Origin of the sequence: Alcaligenes sp. EGD-AK7, assembly GCF_000465875.3 — a bacterium.
GTDB classification, from domain to species: Bacteria; Pseudomonadota; Gammaproteobacteria; order Burkholderiales; family Burkholderiaceae_B; genus Alcaligenes; species Alcaligenes phenolicus.
In genome coordinates, this window is record NZ_AVOG02000034.1 from 284,519 (window position 1) to 301,352 (window position 16,834).

The 16,834-nt window shown below is 50.3% G+C and carries 13 protein-coding genes and 3 tRNA genes; 10 read left to right on the forward strand and 6 right to left on the reverse strand.

The window, feature by feature from the left end; all coding sequences use genetic code 11:
* Positions 1–4: 4 nt before the first annotated feature.
* Complete coding sequence (locus tag N879_RS14300; RefSeq protein WP_021447165.1) at positions 5–358, reverse strand: MarR family transcriptional regulator; 354 nt, start codon at positions 356–358, stop codon at positions 5–7.
* Between the two features lie 562 nt (positions 359–920).
* On the opposite strand from N879_RS14300, the gene N879_RS14305 reads away from it, so the two are divergent.
* A complete protein-coding gene (locus N879_RS14305; protein ID WP_009458318.1) occupies positions 921–1,838 on the forward strand; it encodes a pyridoxal-phosphate dependent enzyme in 918 nt (305 codons plus the stop codon).
* Between the two features lie 217 nt (positions 1,839–2,055).
* Here the strand turns inward: N879_RS14305 and N879_RS14310 are convergent, their stop codons facing one another.
* The 3 genes from N879_RS14310 to N879_RS14320 all read right to left on the reverse strand — a co-directional run bounded on the left by N879_RS14310 (position 2,056) and on the right by N879_RS14320 (position 5,698).
* Positions 2,056–3,057 carry an Lnb N-terminal periplasmic domain-containing protein gene (locus N879_RS14310; protein ID WP_031232826.1) on the reverse strand — a complete coding sequence of 334 codons (1,002 nt, stop codon included), beginning with the start codon at positions 3,055–3,057 and terminating at the stop codon, positions 2,056–2,058.
* Positions 3,058–3,261: 204 nt separating this feature from the next.
* Complete coding sequence (asd, locus tag N879_RS14315) at positions 3,262–4,110, reverse strand: archaetidylserine decarboxylase (RefSeq protein WP_009458320.1); 849 nt, start codon at positions 4,108–4,110, stop codon at positions 3,262–3,264.
* A 220-nt stretch (positions 4,111–4,330) separates the two neighbouring features.
* Positions 4,331–5,698, reverse strand: a complete 1,368-nt coding sequence (locus N879_RS14320; RefSeq protein ID WP_009458322.1) for a diguanylate cyclase — start codon at positions 5,696–5,698, stop codon at positions 4,331–4,333.
* 1,501 nt (positions 5,699–7,199) lie between these two features.
* Between N879_RS14320 and N879_RS20095 the strand changes: the two genes are divergently transcribed.
* Positions 7,200–8,258 carry a metallophosphoesterase gene (locus N879_RS20095; protein WP_031232828.1) on the forward strand — a complete coding sequence of 353 codons (1,059 nt, stop codon included), beginning with the start codon at positions 7,200–7,202 and terminating at the stop codon, positions 8,256–8,258.
* Between the two features lie 601 nt (positions 8,259–8,859).
* On the opposite strand, the gene N879_RS20465 is transcribed toward N879_RS20095, so the two are convergent.
* Positions 8,860–9,288, reverse strand: a complete 429-nt coding sequence (locus N879_RS20465; RefSeq protein WP_128831706.1) for a hypothetical protein — start codon at positions 9,286–9,288, stop codon at positions 8,860–8,862.
* A gap of 138 nt (positions 9,289–9,426) precedes the next feature.
* Complete coding sequence (locus N879_RS14335) at positions 9,427–10,599, reverse strand: methionine aminotransferase (protein WP_021447167.1); 1,173 nt, start codon at positions 10,597–10,599, stop codon at positions 9,427–9,429.
* 888 nt (positions 10,600–11,487) lie between these two features.
* On the opposite strand from N879_RS14335, the gene mnmG reads away from it, so the two are divergent.
* The 8 genes from mnmG (at position 11,488) to N879_RS14370 (ending at position 16,779) form a co-directional block, all read left to right on the forward strand.
* Positions 11,488–13,404 (forward strand): tRNA uridine-5-carboxymethylaminomethyl(34) synthesis enzyme MnmG, encoded by a 1,917-nt coding sequence (gene mnmG, locus N879_RS14340; RefSeq protein WP_009462417.1) that lies wholly within the window; start codon positions 11,488–11,490, stop codon positions 13,402–13,404.
* Positions 13,401–14,072 (forward strand): 16S rRNA (guanine(527)-N(7))-methyltransferase RsmG, encoded by a 672-nt coding sequence (gene rsmG / locus N879_RS14345; RefSeq protein ID WP_009462418.1) that lies wholly within the window; start codon positions 13,401–13,403, stop codon positions 14,070–14,072. Before mnmG ends, rsmG begins: the two co-directional genes overlap by 4 nt.
* A gap of 2 nt (positions 14,073–14,074) precedes the next feature.
* Positions 14,075–14,890: a ParA family protein gene (locus tag N879_RS14350; RefSeq protein ID WP_021447168.1), complete on the forward strand. Its 816-nt coding sequence runs from the start codon at positions 14,075–14,077 to the stop codon at positions 14,888–14,890.
* A 29-nt stretch (positions 14,891–14,919) separates the two neighbouring features.
* On the forward strand, positions 14,920–15,858 hold the full coding sequence (locus tag N879_RS14355; RefSeq protein WP_009462421.1) for a ParB/RepB/Spo0J family partition protein: 939 nt from the start codon (positions 14,920–14,922) through the stop codon (positions 15,856–15,858).
* A 157-nt stretch (positions 15,859–16,015) separates the two neighbouring features.
* The gene (locus N879_RS20470; RefSeq protein WP_128831707.1) at positions 16,016–16,318 is read left to right on the forward strand and encodes a hypothetical protein; all 303 of its coding nucleotides are present in this window, start codon (positions 16,016–16,018) and stop codon (positions 16,316–16,318) included.
* A gap of 132 nt (positions 16,319–16,450) precedes the next feature.
* Positions 16,451–16,537 (forward strand) — tRNA-Tyr (locus tag N879_RS14360).
* 56 nt (positions 16,538–16,593) lie between these two features.
* Positions 16,594–16,667: transfer RNA gene (locus tag N879_RS14365), tRNA-Gly, on the forward strand.
* A 37-nt stretch (positions 16,668–16,704) separates the two neighbouring features.
* A tRNA-Thr gene (locus N879_RS14370) sits at positions 16,705–16,779 on the forward strand.
* Positions 16,780–16,834: the final 55 nt, after the last annotated feature.

Here is a 16,834-nt window from a genome sequence, read left to right on the forward strand (position 1 = left end):
TCAATCAAACATTTGCCGCCTCTAAAAGACAGGCAGAAAGACGATCAAAATGCAGCAGGGCAGCCTGGCTCAAATCCACTTGTTTGCGGCGAGTGTCCTCCGTATCACTAAGGACGATCCAGCCTTTCTCGCGCATGGATTTGAGGCGGGTATGAATAGTCGCGGGCGATCCCAGCCGTTCTACGGCCATGACATCGCGCACCGACAAACGCAAACAGTCTTTCGATGCCTTGGCAACCAGCACCAGGATCCGCTCTTCAAGAGGGTCCAGGCAAGGCAAGCAAGGCAGGGTATGCAGCGAATCGGCGAGCTGCAAAAAACGCATATAAATATCAGCAGGTCTGGTGGCAGTTTTCATAACAAAATCTTTATTCCTTTAAGAACCGCTACCACAGCGTCCTTTCTAGAAATAAGTTCTGGTTATTATTGTTTTTATTCCGCCCAGGCAAAGCAAAAAACAACACTGCTTTATGGCCCGAGTGATTGGAATGAGTTTCGGTGCTTATCATGCACTTAAAATTAAACGCTTAAGACCGGGCCTGAATTCCCTACGGAAAGGGGTCTTGAGTCGGGCGATTTATCTGGAATTTTATCAGATAAGCCCTTGATTTAGCTTGAACACTACAGTCCAGACGAAGCAAAATTGTAAGTAGGTGCAGACACGTAGTTAGTTAGTAAGCTGCCTCACATTAAACGCTAATAAAGGGACTTAGCGCAGAGAACAAGAACAGTTACAAAATCCAGGCCCGATGATATAAGCATCCTTTCCAAACAATTTTCCGCCCGCTTGTCCTGGTCGTCACAAAACCGTGCCCAGGATCTTTAGCCACACGTGTTTCAGACCGATAAAATGTGGTGAACAGCGCTCGGAGCGCCTAACGCGCTCCCTCAGATCACTATAAAATCTGGAACGATAAGAAATGATTCTTCACCTTGAGACACCGCTCATTTTTTCACACGCCTTGAGCGAGCAGCTTGGCAAACAAATCTGGTTAAAAATGGATGCGCTGCAACCTAGCGGATCATTCAAAATTCGCGGTATTGGCCACTTGTGTCAGCACCATGCCCAGCAAGGAAAGAAGCGCTTTATCATTTCTTCGGGAGGCAATGCCGGAATTGCCGTTGCCTATGCCGGACGCCGCCTGACCATGCCCACCCTTGTTGTCGTCCCCGAAACCACTAGCGAACACGCCAGACGCTTGATTCAACGGGAAAAAGCCGAGCTGCACGTAATCGGCAAGAACTGGCAGGAAGCTCATGAGTATGCGCTGACCCTGGTGCAAGAAGACGACGCCCTGATTCACCCATTTGATGACCCCTTGCTTTGGGAAGGCCACGCCAGCCTGATCGCAGAAGTGGCCCAAATGGGCGTACAGCCGGATGCCGTCTTGCTGGCTGTAGGCGGAGGTGGCTTGCTATGCGGGATGGCCCAAGGCCTGCGGGAGCAGGGTTGGGACAAAACCCCGATTATTGCGGTAGAAACCCAGGGCACCGCCAGCCTGGGCGAGTCGGTAAGGCAGCGCCAGCACATCACACTTGGCGAAGTCAGTGGGGTTGCCACCTCCTTGGCTGCACCACGCGTCTGCGATCAGGCCTACGCCATTAGCCAATCTCATCCCACCACCTGCGTTCAGGTCAGCGATGCTCAGGCCGTCAGCGCATGCCTGCGCTTTCTGACCGATCATCGCGTTCTGGTGGAACCCGCATGTGGCGCGGCTTTGTCGACTCTCTACCTGGATCATGAGGCCCTGGCTCCGTACAGCAACATTCTGGTCGTTGTGTGTGGTGGCAACACCACGACGCTGGAGCAGTTGGTGCAGTGGCGGGCCACTCCTTAAGCTGTCCATGAACGGCCCTGACGCATTTGGCAAAAATAATTATTTTCTATCGCATCTGCAATCTGAAAAACAGGGTACAGGGATTAAAAAACCCCATCACATGATTTTCATATGATGGGGTTTTTATTTATTATTTTTATTCCTGATACGCTCTAATTTTCAGATCGTATAAAGTAAAACATATGTTTCACGTGGAACAAAAGCGCCTAAAGCAGCCTTAAAAAGGCTTTACGAGAGGCAAATCCTGTCGAATCAAAGCAGAAAAATCCTGCCCCTCCTGCTGCGACAAGGCTCTCGGGTTGATGTAGCCCAGTTGCTTCAGTTCCTGGAAACTATGGCCTGGCGCCAAAGCATTCAGACCATACACATACTCGGCCAAATAGCCCGAAGCCAGCACACGCCAGTCCCACGGTATCCCGTCCACGATCCTGGAGACCATGTCGTAAACAATGGTGGTGCAATTAGCCGTCAAGGTGTTGTAGAAACGGGGAGTAGTCTGCAATTGCTGGCCCTGCTCCACATAAGACAAGAACAAGGCCTGCATGGCAGGTTTCGCCAACTCCACGCTGTACATATACACGTCTTCGCCGCGCGCATTGCTACGGGTACGCACAATGTCCTGCTCTGTTGCCGCAATCAAGCTCAACTCAAACTCTTTGAAAAAACCGCCTATCGCAGAAAATGCCTCGTGCTTTTCCTTGCGTATTTCTACCGAAAACACCACATGGCGGCCATCCTCAAACCCGAAAGACACCAGGGTATGAGCGATCACCGGGCCCATCCAGTACGAAAGGAACATATCTACCGATTTGAGCGTCTGCAGATCGTAGTCCTGGCTAATCCAATGCTCATCAAAATCGGTCTCGCTGCGCCAGTTAAAGTCACGCACATTGTGCAGAGTCACCACGGAACCATTTACCTCGCCGTAACTCATTCTGGCCACATCAGGCGCCCATTCCCGGTCGTTGCTGGGCGCAATACTGCTCCACCAGACTACCAACACCAGAAAGCCCAACGCCTGGGGTGCAAAGAGCCAGCTCTTGCCCTTGCTCAAGGCATACAGGCTCAATCCAGCCACCGCTACCCAGCCAGCCAATGCCAGCCAGCGCCCCAGACCTGCTGACAACTGAAACTGTAGTGCCAGCGCGCCCCAGGCCGCTACCGCCAAGACCAATAACAGGACCAAAATCTTGATCACTATCGCCCCCCACCTTTTCATACTCACTCCACAGACCTCTTGAATACAGATTACTTTTAAGCGCTGAACCGTCAAAAAAAGCCCCACACAACGCCTTCGGCTTGCTGCCCCCCCCCAAAAAAAAGGGGGAATTTTTGCCGGAGGCGCCGAGCCTTTAGGCGACCCGACGACAAAAAAAAACCTGTGTCCACTTGAACACAGGTTTTATTCATTAGAAAACAGGGTTTAGCCCTGATAGCCCATCGCTTGACCTTGGCGGATTACGCCTTGCGGCTGCCAGCTCGGATCAAAACGATAGGCGCTTTCTTTGGGGAACAGCATCACCACCGTGGAACCCAGCAGAAATCGGCCCATTTCCTGCCCCTTTTGCAAGGCGATATTCTGACCTTCGTAGTTCCACTCGTGGATCTTGCCGTCACGCGAGGCATTTACCACACCATGCCAAACCGTGACCATACTGCCCACCACCGTCGCCCCCACCAGCACCAACACGAACGGGCCTTGCTCGGAGTCAAAAAAGCAGACCACACGTTCATTACGGGCAAACAGGCCGGGAACACCGCGCGCCGTCGTCGGATTGACCGAGAATAAATCGCCCGGTACATGAATCATGCGCTTGAGCACACCCGCACAAGGCATATGTACCCGGTGATAGTCGCTAGGACTCAAGTACAGGGTCGCAAACAGCCCATCCTGATAGCGGGCAGCCTCCTGAGCGTCTCCGCCTACCAAAGCCGTCGTCGAGTAACTATGCCCCTTCGCCTGGAACACCTCGGCACCCTGGATAGGCCCCAACTGGCTGATGGCACCATCAACCGGGCTGACCAAGGCCGTCTCCGCGATAGGGCGGGCACCAGGACGCAAGGCACGACCAAAAAACTCGTTAAAGGTGGCGTAGCTGGCTGGGTCGGAGTTTTCTGCCTCGCTCATGTCGACCTGATAACGGTCGATAAAACGCTTGATAGCCCAGGTCGTGCGCCCGCCCATGGGCTTGGAGGCCAAACCGCCTAGAAACTGGGTCAGAGCCTGTTTAGGGAGCAGGTACTGGGGAAGAACAGCCAAACGGGGATGCATAAAATCAGCTCGCAAACAAATCCTGCTTCAGCCTGGGGCCAAAGCGTTTATGCCATTCAATGTAATTGTGTTTCACGCGCCACATCCGGCCGGGGCCACCACTTCAAAGGCCGCGCAACTGTCAGGAATCAGGCACCAAACACTGGCAGGAACAAAACAATACGCACTTGTAGCACAGGTTGCCGCCATACGACATAAAAGGGCGGGCAAGCCCGTCCCATCAGACGTATACAACCCGGTCGCGGCCTTCTTCTTTGGCCTGATACAAAGCGCGATCAACCCGGCGCAGCGTACGCTCGTAATCCGGGTGTCCGTCGTACAAGGCCACACCAATACTGGCGGTGATACTCATGCTTTCGCCATCCACAACCCGGAAGGTCTCCGCATGAATACGTAGACGCAAATTACGGGCGGCACGCATCGCACCATCCGCATCCACGTCGACCAAGACCAGAAGGAACTCTTCGCCCCCAAGGCGGAACACGTAGTCACCGGCACGTGCGCTATTGCTGAGCAGTTCAGCAAACTGACGCAGGATACGATCACCGGCATCATGGCCATGGGTATCATTAACCCGCTTGAAGAAGTCTATATCCACGGCCAGCAGCGCAAAACGCGATCCCCGCTGCTGGGCATAGCCCACTTCACGGCTAAGCACGACAGGCAGGTATTTACGGCTTAACAGGCGGGTCAGCACGTCCCGGCCCGACTCCAGCTCGTTTTGCTGCTCGAACAAGCGATCCAGGTGCAAACCAATGGCTCGGGTTCGATCACGCAGCTCATGCAAGCGTAGAACCTGTCCTTTCGCGTCCCCTTGCTCGAAAGCCGGCATCAGCTCGGTATCAATCAGGTTCATCAAGTCCAGGATCTCACGACTCTCTACCGTGCCCTGGAAGGCATGCGCGCCCTTGTGCTTGAACCAGATACCGAAGTCCGAATCTCCGATTCGCGGGGCAGGCGTCACACCATTGTTGACCGCCATCGCAAACATGAAGAGATTTTCCCAATCCAGCAGCGCGGCTCGCTGTCGACCACGCTCGGCCGCTACGTTCTGCACAATGGCAAACAGGCGATAGGACTCTTCAGCACGGGATTTACGCTCACGCGAATTGGCATAGGCATGGCTCATCAGCTCCATCGCCAGATCAATGAAGTTCTGAATGTAGCGATAGCACTCCCAGGCCTGCTCGGAACTAATAGTCGAAGATTCAAACAGGAAGCGGGCGTAACGCCCCTTGAGCAAGCGTGCACCACGCAGCACCAGGTGAACCGGCACCCCAACCCGAGCATGGACCTCGCCAACCTGATTTTGCAGCTTGACCTGATCTTGCATATCACTGTGCTCATCCACCGAAAACAGCTGTACCAACCAACTGCGCAAGGAGCGATGCAAACGCTTGTGTACCTGATCATGCGAGAGATACACCTGTGCGGCAGGGTGCTTGAGCATATGCGTATAAAAGTGGGTCGCAAGCTCGTCCTGATTATCTTGAGTGATAGTCAGCACATGAGCACGGACCGCCAGGGGCACTTTCTGGAGCAAGCCGTGCCAGTCCTGAGCGGCTTCTTCGATATTCGGTTGAGACATGAAGTACAGGGAGAGTAGCGAGACGATACTTAAGGATTAAACAGCCTTGGCGGCAATTGTTACATGAGGGGAGATTTCGCGCTATTTCTTATAGCGATACAAGCCACGGGCTAGCAGGAGAATACCCTTGCTGCCCACAAGGAAAAAACATACCCCTTGAAGATAAGTGGGTGATTCCACGGGCCAAGGCAGAATTACGTTGTCCATGTACTGAAGCAAGTGCCGGTTTCGCCTCACTTTGACAGCAGTTTGCGATTCAAACCCATGGCTTTGTCGACCTAAACGCCCCGAAAGTTCCACGGTGAGCAGATTGTCCTATCAAAGTCGATAGCTGACAAAACGAATTGCCCACTATCGCCAAAAAGCCACGTTTGGCATACGGACAGAGAACGATCAATAAAGCGTGCTAGTGCTTGGGCAGGGGAGGGAGTGCCGGGAAACAGGCACATAGGACTGGGTTTATATCCAATACTGAGCAAATACCCAGACTTCCATAAGACAGCCTGGCCGCCGCAGTCGGGTCGGGTCGGGTCGGGTCGGGTCGGGTCGGGTCGGGTCGGGTCGGGTCGGCAGATAGGTTCCACCGCTAAACCCGATCATTCAATACTTATTACTCTGCTTGAAGTCATTTTTTATTAAAAATAAGCAAACTTTATCTAAAAAAACTCGGGAAGGAATCAAGAAACACTTAAATAAAGCGACTGGAGAATAGAGATAAACAGACTCAAATGATTGATTAGTTTCTGTTTTTTCTAAGGAAGCCCATTAATAAAAAAAGAGGCCATTCCAAATAAAAGATAGATAAATAAGGAGAAAGCAATCCAGACAAAAATTAAAAATTCGGATTGATAATTTTTTATTTTTTGAAAAAAGAAATAAAAACTGAAATAAAAACAAAACCACGATATTGAATTACAAAAACAGGGTTTTGTTTAGATCGAGAAAGCAAATAACAATCGTGATAATCGAACTTATCCACAGGGTTTGGATAACAAAGAAATCCACAATTTTATTAACAAAATAGATTAAACCAGAAATGGAAATATAAAATCTGGTGAAATCAGCGGTTAATAAGAAAGTGAATAATTTGTGGATATTATAAGGGCTTAATTCGCACTTCAACATGATGTTGGTGCAAACACCGACATCCGCTCATCCAGATGCTCCAGGCGGGCGAGATCCGGCCAGAAAATCGGTCAGGGACTGGGCAAAAAAGCTATATTTGAGGCAGCTACTGGCTCTGGGCCCCTGTGGATAAGCTCCAAGAAGGCCTGCTGTGGACCTGCTGTGGATGAAAGGGGGATAAGTTGCCTGTCTGGCCAGGCCTCAAATCTTGTCCAGTTTCGGTCCACCGACTCCATCGGGGTGGTGCACAGGCAGAAGTAATCAATAAGTTGCTGAAATTAAAGGTTAATTTCTATCTATGCCACTTATCCACAGACACCCATTATCCATTACCAGTTATATATATAGTTATTATTAAATAAAGATCTCTTCACCCATGCCCAACTTTCTTGTACAGCCTTTACCTGCTGGTTCTTTAGACATCATCGGTGATGTACACGGAGAGCTCCAGGCCTTGCAACAACTGATCCAAAATTTGGGTTACCAGGAAGATGGCTCTCATCCAGAGAAACGTAGCCTGATATTTGTGGGAGATTATTGTGACCGAGGTCCTGATAGCCCTGCTGTAATTGAATACCTTAAGTACTTGATAAATAATAATAAAGCAAAAGGAATATTAGGTAATCATGAAATCAATCTACTGATAGACGATGCAAAAGATGGATCAGGTTGGTATTTTGATCAGCGTTATCAATCAGATTTAAAGAATTACTCTCCATTTACGCGTGCAAAACCTCAAAATAGAGATAAAATCCGGAAGTTTTTAAGCTCACTACCCATTGTATTGGAAAGAAATGATCTGAGAATTGTGCATGCAGCCTGGAATAATCCTGCTATTGATGCAATTAGATCGGTTAAAAGCGAAGATTTTCTTGATTTTTTCTTTGAATGTGAGCGTAAAGCTGATACGTATGCAGAAAAAAAAGGAATTCTGAATAAATATCTAGCGGCAAAACAAGAATGGAAAGAAAAAATTGAAGACCCAAAGGCCTTGATGCCTTTGTTGCAGGCCTACATTGACTACGATTTGGTCAAAAATGACTTCAACCCCATCCGTTTGCTGACTTCCGGCACTGAAGGACCCGCAGATCGTCCGTTTTTTGCTGGCAACCGTTGGCGTTTTTCCGACCGAACTCCTTGGTGGAACAGCTACCAGGACGATATTCCTGTCGTTTTTGGCCACTATTGGCGCCAGCTTTTCCCTCAACCAACAGCGAAAATGTCTAAATATTCCTTATTATTCAAGGATATAGATCCATTTTCCTGGCATGGAGCAAAGAAAAACACGTTTTGCGTGGATTTTTCCGTAGGGGCTCGTTGGCGCGATCGCCGCAAGGACCAGGCACCTGAAGGCTCCGCTTTTCACCTGGCCGCTTTGCGTTGGCCAGAGAAAATCATCATGACAGACACCGGATTTACCCAAGCAACCCGATAAATTCACTTTATATTCCGCTGTTACAATTTTCTTTGCTGTGGATAAGCTCTAGGAAGAGCATTGTGAACAGGGTGTGGATACATAAGGCATAAGTAGGTACTTCTTTGTGAAGTCTAAAAGTTGTACCTAAACCATCCACCGGTAAGCGTTAGATCTATCCCCGGAAAAAAAAGCGCTAAGCTCTTGTTTTAACGCTGCTAAAGACACTTGTTCGACTTATCAACAGGGCTCCATCTAATAATTCCAATAAAAGATTTAAGTGCTTGTTATATAAGATAAGTTCAAGTCTCTGCAGGCCAGCTCCATGCCCTTTGCAAGCTAAAAGTTCTCGACTAAGATGCAGTCCATGAACAAAAATCACGATCTCGCTCAAAGCTGGCTTATGCGGCTTTTGCATACAGAAATATGAGCGGTAAAGGCTGAAAATTTATTTTCAGAACCATACAAGATCGACTTTGTCGTCTGTTCTCAGAGTTTTCTTTCAACATGAGAAAAACTCAAACAAAGGAACGGGGTGGCAAAAGAGGGGTGTTCTACCTGGACGACATGTTTGGCCAAGAGTTTGCTATGGCTGCAGGGATTGTTGCGCCTGGAGCTTGTACTAGGTCAATCTTGTTTGAATTTTTGACTTATCCACATTTTGTGGGTAAAGCGTTGGTTTGTGCTTGCTCGTATCTTGTGGTGCTCGAAGAGGCTTGGTGACCTGTGTATTTTCACAGTTGCAAAGTCTGTTCGAAGCTTGTGATATTGAAATAAGTCCTTGTTTTATATCTATATTTTTTGTGGTTTTAACTTTGAGGCCTGTTTTTTTGCAAGCAACATGAACTGAAACAGGAAGGCCTGCGAGCTGGCTGATTTTTACTTTTCTTAAAGGAAAAGAAGCGATAACTGGGCAAAAAATCAGGTTTACCCCCAAAGTTATCAACAGGACAGCGCTGGAAGGCTGTATTGCCTGTTTCACGTTTGGTGTTCTGTGGGGCACAAGATGCGGGTTTTGTGGTTTACGACAGATGGTTTGTGCTTCGGACAATGCTTGCTGTTTTACGTCGCCGTTGCAGGGCTTGTGTGACAGATTTAGGCAAGATTGCGACGACTGCACTTGTCCACAAAAATCAGGACACAAAAAAACCGCCTGACGGCGGTTTGATGAAGGTAGGGAAAAGAGCCTTTAGACCTTTTTCAGGCGTTCAATAGCCTGGTCCAGGGTGTTGAGCTGCTTGGCAAAGCAAAAACGCAGCAAACGATGGTTAGCCTGCTCAGAATTGGGATTCAGGTAGAAGGCAGACACGGGGATCGCGCCTACGCCATAGTTCTGGTTCAGATGCTTGGCAAAATCCAGCTCGGACAGCTCCGAAATGTGTTCGTAGCTGGCTAGCAAGAAGAAAGTCCCTTCACTGGGCATAGGAGTGAAACGGGTGTTCTGCAGACCTTGATGCAAATGATCGCGTTTTTCCTGGTAGAACGCGGGCAGACTCTCCCAGGTGGCTGGATCCTGCATATAGGTGGCTAAACCAGCCTGTAAGGGGCTAGGAACGGTAAAGACGGTGTATTGGTGGACCTTGCGAATTTCCGTGCTGAGACTGGCAGGAGCACAGCAGTAGCCTACTTTCCAACCTGTGGCGTGGAAGGTTTTGCCAAAGGAAGAAACGATTACTGCTCGTTCTGCCAGGAGAGGGCGGGTAGCAAGGCTCAGATGCTCTTTCTGATCGAAGGTCAGGTGTTCATAGACCTCATCGGACAAGATGATCAAGGAAGGATGCTTTTCTACAATCTGCTCTAACGCGTCCAGATCCTGGGGCTGCAAGATGGTGCAGGTTGGGTTGTGTGGGAAATTGATTACCAGCATACGGGTCTTGCTGGTGATGGCTTGTTCCACACGGTCCCAGTCGACGCGGTAGTAGGGTACAGCCTCGCTAGGTGCTGTCATGGGGACAGCAACAGGGGTACCTCCGGCCAGCTCGATGGCGGGGATATACAGATCGTAGAAGGGCTCGATTACGACGACCTCATCGCCTGTGTGCACAAAGGCCTGGAAACTGGCCATTAAGGCCTCAGTAGCGCCACTGGTGACGGTGATTTCCGTATCCACGTTGTAAAGGCGGCCATACCGAGCCTGCGTCTTGCTTGCAATGGCGGCTCGCAGGGCAGGGTAACCAGCCATGGCAGGGTATTGGTTGATGCCATCCAGCATGGCCTGGTGCACAGCCTCAATCAGGGCTGGATCCGGATTGAAGTCTGGAAAGCCCTGTCCCAGGTTAATGGCCTTATGCTCCAGAGCCAGCTGGCTCATGGTTGTAAAGATGGTGGTGCCCACAGAAGGGAGCTTGGATGTGATCTGCATGGGTCTACTGATATGAATAATAAAAATGCACCCGCGCTTCAGATTTGAGTAAAAAGTTGGGTGGCGAAGTATCAGACAAATTCTTGTCGAAAATACCATAGATTCTGCGCGTATCTGTTGATCGTGGAACTGAGCACTCAGGATCGGTTTCTTACATTGATATAGCTATTGCCTATATAGGTTCCGAGCCCGGCTTCTCCTGCTGTTTTCCTTTCTCAGCTCTCGCGCTGCAGGTTCGTGTTGTAGCTGCGGGAGTTTTCTGGCTAGACCTGTGTCTTAACTTCGGCCTCTCGATTAAGTCCCAGGTTTTAAGCTAGGCGTTAAAGGTGCTGCTGTTGTTTCTTCAAAGTATCTGTCGTCTCAAGTAAATCCTGTTCTATCTGGGTAGCTGTCTTTTTGCGCATAGGACACTTTTTTCTTGTAGCCAAGGTAGTCGGATTACATAATCGACACCTTATATTCTCCGCAGGCCAGCGGAAATTTCCTTATCGCCACACTGTAGAACGGTGGATGTGGTCTTCGGGCAGTATTTCTTTTTATTGCTCTGTTATCCACAATTTTGCTGCCTGCTTGGGCTGCTTTTATCCACCTGTTGTGAGGTACTGGCTTAGATAGCCCCTTTTAGGGGATTTAAGAGTGATAAGCGCGCCTTTTATGGCTTCGCTCCGTGGGGAGTTCTGGCTGAAGAAAATCTTTGCAAGCGCTGCCTGTGCTTCCCAAGGTGGCCTGGGGATAAAAAAGCGTCCCTTTCTCCACAAAGTTATCCACAGTGGTATTTACGCAAAAAACTGTGTTCCACGTGGAACAGATATTGGTTCCATGTGTTTCACGTGGAACATACTCCGCTGGTAATCGTATAATTGATTTTTATTTTTTAGCTGTTCTGACATGATTTATCCCGAAGAGTTTGACGTTATTGTCATAGGCGGCGGACATGCTGGTACCGAAGCGGCTTTAGCGGCAGCTCGAACCGGCGTGTCTACCTTATTGTTAACCCATAATATGGATACCTTGGGGCAGATGTCCTGCAACCCTTCTATTGGGGGGATTGGGAAGGGGCATTTGGTCAAGGAAGTGGATGCGCTGGGCGGGGCAATGGCGTTGGCTACCGACCACGCCGGTATTCAATTCCGTACTCTGAATAGCTCCAAAGGCCCGGCCGTGCGCGCCACTCGTGCTCAGGCGGACCGCTCTTTGTACCGCAAGGCTATTCGCGAGGTTCTACAAAACCAAGCCAACCTGATGGTGTTCCAGCAATCAGTCGAAGACTTGATTGTGGAAGGTGATCGGGTTGTGGGTGCTGTGACCAAGATTGGCTTGGAATTCAAAGCCAAATCTGTGGTTCTGACAGCAGGAACTTTTTTGAATGGTCTGGTCCATGTAGGCCTGAATAATTATTCTGCGGGCCGGGCAGGGGATCCGCCGTCCATCAGCTTGGCGCATCGTTTGCGGGAACTGCAGTTACCGCAAGGGCGGTTGAAGACAGGGACCCCTCCGCGCATTGATGCCAACACCATCGATTTCTCCCGCCTGGAAGTCCAACCTGGCGATAGCGACCCGATTCCGGTGTTCTCTTATATGGGCGATGTTTCCATGCATCCTCAGCAGATGCCGTGCTGGATTACGCACACCAACGAGCGTACCCACGACATCATCCGTTCCGGGCTGGATCGCTCGCCTATGTATAGCGACCAAGGCACTATCGAGGGCATTGGTCCGCGTTACTGCCCGTCTATCGAAGACAAGATTCATCGCTTTGCGGACAAGAGCAGCCATCAAGTGTTTTTGGAACCTGAAGGCTTGAGCACGACCGAGATCTACCCCAATGGTGTCTCGACCAGCTTGCCTTTCGATATCCAGTTGGCTATGGTGCGCAGCCTGCCTGGTTTGGAAAATGCCCGCATCATGCGTCCAGGTTACGCGATTGAATACGATTATTTTGACCCTCGATCCCTGTACCCCACGCTGGAAACCAAACAGATTCGTGGCTTGTTCTTTGCCGGTCAGATCAATGGCACGACAGGTTACGAAGAAGCCGCCGCTCAGGGCTTGTTGGCCGGGGTGAACGCAGCGCGTTTGGCACAAGAGAAAGAGCAGTGGTATCCACGTCGCAACGAAGCCTATCTGGGTGTGTTGGTAGACGATTTGATTACCCGTGGGGTGACCGAGCCTTACCGTATGTTCACGTCTCGTGCCGAATACCGTTTGAGTCTGCGGGAGGATAATGCCGACCAACGATTGACTGAAATTGGTCGGGAGTTGGGCCTGGTGGATGATGCCCGTTGGGATCATTTCAATCGCAAACGCGATGCGGTTGCACGTGAAATTGAACGCTTGAAGGGTACTTGGGTGAACCCCCGCAATTTGCCTGCCGAACAAGCAAATGCACTGTTAGGTAAAAATATCGAACGGGAGTACTCCTTCTTCGATTTGCTCAAGCGTCCCGAAGTGGACTACGCCAAGTTGATGGCTGTGCTGAATGACCAAGGCATGCCTGTAGCAGGCCCAGGTCTGGCAGATCCGGTGCATGTGGAGCAGGTGGAAATTCAGGTGAAGTATGCGGGCTATGTGGCGCGTCAGCAGGATGAGGTGACTCGTCAGGCAGCACTGGAAGAGCAAGCCATTCCAGAGGACCTGGATTACGACGACATCAAGGGATTGTCGATTGAGGTGCGCCAACGCTTGAAGGCTGCCAAGCCTTTAACCATTGGCCAGGCCGGGCGTGTTCAAGGTGTGACACCTGCGGCGGTTTCTTTATTGTTGGTACACCTGAAGCGCAAGCAAAAGAACAAACAAACGGCATGAGCGATATTTTTTCAAAACGCCTGAATCAGGCCCTGCTGGATTTGGGTCTGGATCAGGACCCTGTCCTGGTACGCCAGCTACTGGATTACATAAATCAGTTGCAGCGTTGGAACCGTACTTATAATCTGACCGCCCTGCGTGACCCAGATCAAATGCTGGTGCAACACATTTTTGATAGCCTGTCGATTGTCCGTCCGTTTCAGAACTATCTGGCCGGCAACAATACACAGGGGCAAGAATCGGTAAAGATTGTGGATGTAGGTTCAGGGGCAGGTTTGCCGGGAGTTGTTTTGGCAGCATCATGTTCCACGTGGAACATTACCTGTATCGATGCTGTCGAGAAAAAAATGGCATTTGTTCGACAAATGGTTGGTGCTTTGGCCTTGCCCAATTTGTCGGCGATGCATGTGCGTGTAGAGCAGCTGGAACCCATGCAGGCAGATATTGTGGTTTCCCGAGCTTTTTCTTCGCTGCTTGATTTCGTAAATTTGGCAGGCAAGCATGTTCGTCCAGGTGGACGCATTGCGGCTATGAAGGGTAAAGAACCTGATCAAGAAATAGCGGCATTGCAATCTGAAAGTAACTGGCGGGTCGAACGAATAGAATCATTAACCGTACCGGAGCTAGAGGCACAGCGTTGTCTAGTGTGGTTGGTGCAGCAAGGATAATCATGAGTAAAAAAGACGATAAATCTCCCCGTGCCTATGTGTTTTGTATTGCGAATCAAAAGGGCGGGGTAGGCAAGACGACCACAGCAATTAATTTGGCAGCTGCTCTTGCTGTGCTGAAGAAAAAGGTTTTATTGATTGACCTGGATCCTCAGGGCAATGCCACCATGGGTAGTGGTATTGATAAAAACAGCCTGTCTGGTAATTTGTACCAAGTCCTGATTGGCGACGAAAGCATTGCTAACGTAAAGATACATTCAGAAACAGGTGGCTATGACGTCCTGCCTTCCAATAGGGAGCTGTCGGGCGCAGAAATCGACCTGATCCAGATGCAAGAGCGTGAGCAACAACTTAAACAGGCTCTGGCTCAGGTGTTGGACGATTACGATTTTGTGCTGATCGACTGCCCGCCTACCTTGTCCTTACTGACGTTAAATGGTTTGGCCAGTGCTCACGGGGTCATCATCCCCATGCAGTGCGAGTACTTTGCGCTGGAAGGGCTGTCGGATCTGGTCAACACGGTTAAACGGGTCTATCGCAATATCAACCCGGATTTGGAGTTGATTGGTTTGCTGCGGGTGATGTTTGATGGCCGCGTAACTTTGCAGCAGCAAGTCTCCAATCAGATCGAGACACACTTTGGCGATAAGGTGTTCAAGACGGTGGTGCCACGTAACGTACGTTTGGCTGAAGCGCCAAGCCACGGTATGCCAGGTATTGTGTATGACAAGAACTCCCGGGGTGCCAAGGCCTATATGGACTTTGGTAAAGAGCTGATCAAGCGCTTGAAGAAAGAATCCCGCAGCGACAAGGCATAAGGCACACAAGAATCAATAGGAATGTAAGCATGGCTACACGAAAACCAAAAGGTCTAGGTCGAGGCTTGGATGCCTTGCTCGGCGCAGACGCAGGCGCTATCGCAACCATCGGGAAAAAGGGCGAAGCGACGGTGAGCGATGGCCCACCTTCCAACCTGCCCGTCAAACTGCTCAAGGCTGGGGTGTATCAGCCGCGTACTCGCATGGACGAGGGCGCCTTGAACGAGCTGGCCGAGTCCATTCGCGCACAAGGCGTGATGCAGCCTATTCTGGTGCGTCCTCTGTCTGGTAAGGACAAGGGCAAATACGAAATCATCGCCGGTGAACGTCGTTTCCGTGCGTCGCAAATTGCTGGTCTGGAAGAAGTGCCCGTTCTGGTGCGCGAGGTAGGCGACGAGAACGCCGCCATCATGGCACTGATCGAGAACATCCAGCGTGAAGATCTGAATCCGCTGGAAGAGGCGCAAGGTGTGAAGCGTTTACTGGACGAGTTCGGTCTGACTCATGAGCAGGCGGCTCAGGCGATTGGCCGCTCGCGTTCGACTACCAGCAACCTGCTGCGTCTGATCAACCTGGCAGAGCCTGTGCAGATCATGCTGCTGGCCGGCGACATCGATATGGGTCACGCTCGTGCCTTGCTGGCTGTGGACGCTGCCCGTCAGATCATGTTGGCCAACGAGGTGATTGCCCGCCGTCTGTCGGTGCGTGAAACCGAGAAGCTGGTCGCCCGTGCTTTGCACGAGGATGACGAGCCTGCCAGCAAGCAGGCCCAGAGCAAGGCGAACCGCAATGGCGACGTACAGCGCTTTGAAAAGGTGCTGTCTGACCACCTGGGTACCAAGGTGACCTTGAAGGTCGGTGCCAAGGACAAGGGCCAGTTGCAGATTGCTTTCCATGGCTGGGAGCATTTGAATGCTTTGCTGGAAAAGCAGGGGCTGTCGTCTTTGTTGGAGCAAACGGACGATTAAGTCAGGCCCGCGCCACGCTGAAAGCGATGCAGTTGATGTAGAAAGCCGACCTGAGGTCGGCTTTTTCTTTGCCATGCCCCGTGTTCTGCTACTGAGCAGTATTTGGCTGAAAAAAAAAGAAGCAGTTGGTGGGAGCTGAACTGGAACAACTTCTGGAATGATGGATTGCTCCTTCCTAAGTAAAGTTCATCAGCAATCCAAGCTTCTTTCTGGAGGTAGTTCATGGCTGCATGGTGCTTGTGCCCCGGCCAGTGGAAAACAGCAAGAGGAACTCCAAGCAAGTCAGGGAACAGAGCAGGGAAGACGTCCGAGAGCCGGATTAAAAGTGAAAAATCCGGTTTCGTATCTTTTGCTTACAAAAATAAGCGCTGAAAACAGAAAAAAATCTATGTGTTTACCCGTATTTCACCGTGATTTCCCAGTTTTGAAAGCATTCAAAAGCGGCATGTCTGACGCCTGAAAACAGTGACAAAACCAGTAAGAAAAGCACCCAAAATCCAGTTTTTTTAAAAAATTCATCGAATTATTCAGTTTTCTTCCCAAAAGGCTTGACGACCTCTTAAAACATGTCCATAATTCGATTTTCGCTTCGGGTGGGATGTCCGAGTGGTTAAAGGAGGCAGACTGTAAATCTGTTGGCCCTGCGCCTACGTTGGTTCGAATCCAACTCCCACCACCAGCACTTTTCTAGAGTCAGCCAGCAAGGCGACTTTAGGAGAGGGTGAAGAAAAGTCTGCGGGTGTAGCTCAATGGTAGAGCAGAAGCCTTCCAAGCTTAAGACGAGGGTTCGATCCCCTTCACCCGCTCCAGGTAAAAATCTTTAGCCACTCTCGGCTGAAGTTGAATGCCCATGTGGCTCAGTGGTAGAGCACTCCCTTGGTAAGGGAGAGGTCACGCGTTCGATCCGCGTCATGGGCACCACATCTCTCTTCTCTATATCGTTCTATCCCTTCAGGAGTCTGCCATGGCTAAAGGC

Bases quoted from the DNA above. Each gene is read 5' to 3' on its own strand.
- N879_RS14300 (WP_021447165.1), bottom strand. From the start codon at position 358: ATGAAAACTGCCACCAGACCTGCTGATATTTATATGCGTTTTTTGCAG.
- N879_RS14305 (WP_009458318.1), top strand. From the start codon at position 921: ATGATTCTTCACCTTGAGACACCGCTCATTTTTTCACACGCCTTGAGC.
- N879_RS14310 (WP_031232826.1), bottom strand. From the start codon at position 3,057: ATGAAAAGGTGGGGGGCGATAGTGATCAAGATTTTGGTCCTGTTATTG.
- asd (WP_009458320.1), bottom strand. From the start codon at position 4,110: ATGCATCCCCGTTTGGCTGTTCTTCCCCAGTACCTGCTCCCTAAACAG.
- N879_RS14320 (WP_009458322.1), bottom strand. From the start codon at position 5,698: ATGTCTCAACCGAATATCGAAGAAGCCGCTCAGGACTGGCACGGCTTG.
- N879_RS20095 (WP_031232828.1), top strand. From the start codon at position 7,200: ATGCCCAACTTTCTTGTACAGCCTTTACCTGCTGGTTCTTTAGACATC.
- N879_RS14335 (WP_021447167.1), bottom strand. From the start codon at position 10,599: ATGCAGATCACATCCAAGCTCCCTTCTGTGGGCACCACCATCTTTACA.
- mnmG (WP_009462417.1), top strand. From the start codon at position 11,488: ATGATTTATCCCGAAGAGTTTGACGTTATTGTCATAGGCGGCGGACAT.
- rsmG (WP_009462418.1), top strand. From the start codon at position 13,401: ATGAGCGATATTTTTTCAAAACGCCTGAATCAGGCCCTGCTGGATTTG.
- N879_RS14350 (WP_021447168.1), top strand. From the start codon at position 14,075: ATGAGTAAAAAAGACGATAAATCTCCCCGTGCCTATGTGTTTTGTATT.
- N879_RS14355 (WP_009462421.1), top strand. From the start codon at position 14,920: ATGGCTACACGAAAACCAAAAGGTCTAGGTCGAGGCTTGGATGCCTTG.
- N879_RS20470 (WP_128831707.1), top strand. From the start codon at position 16,016: ATGATGGATTGCTCCTTCCTAAGTAAAGTTCATCAGCAATCCAAGCTT.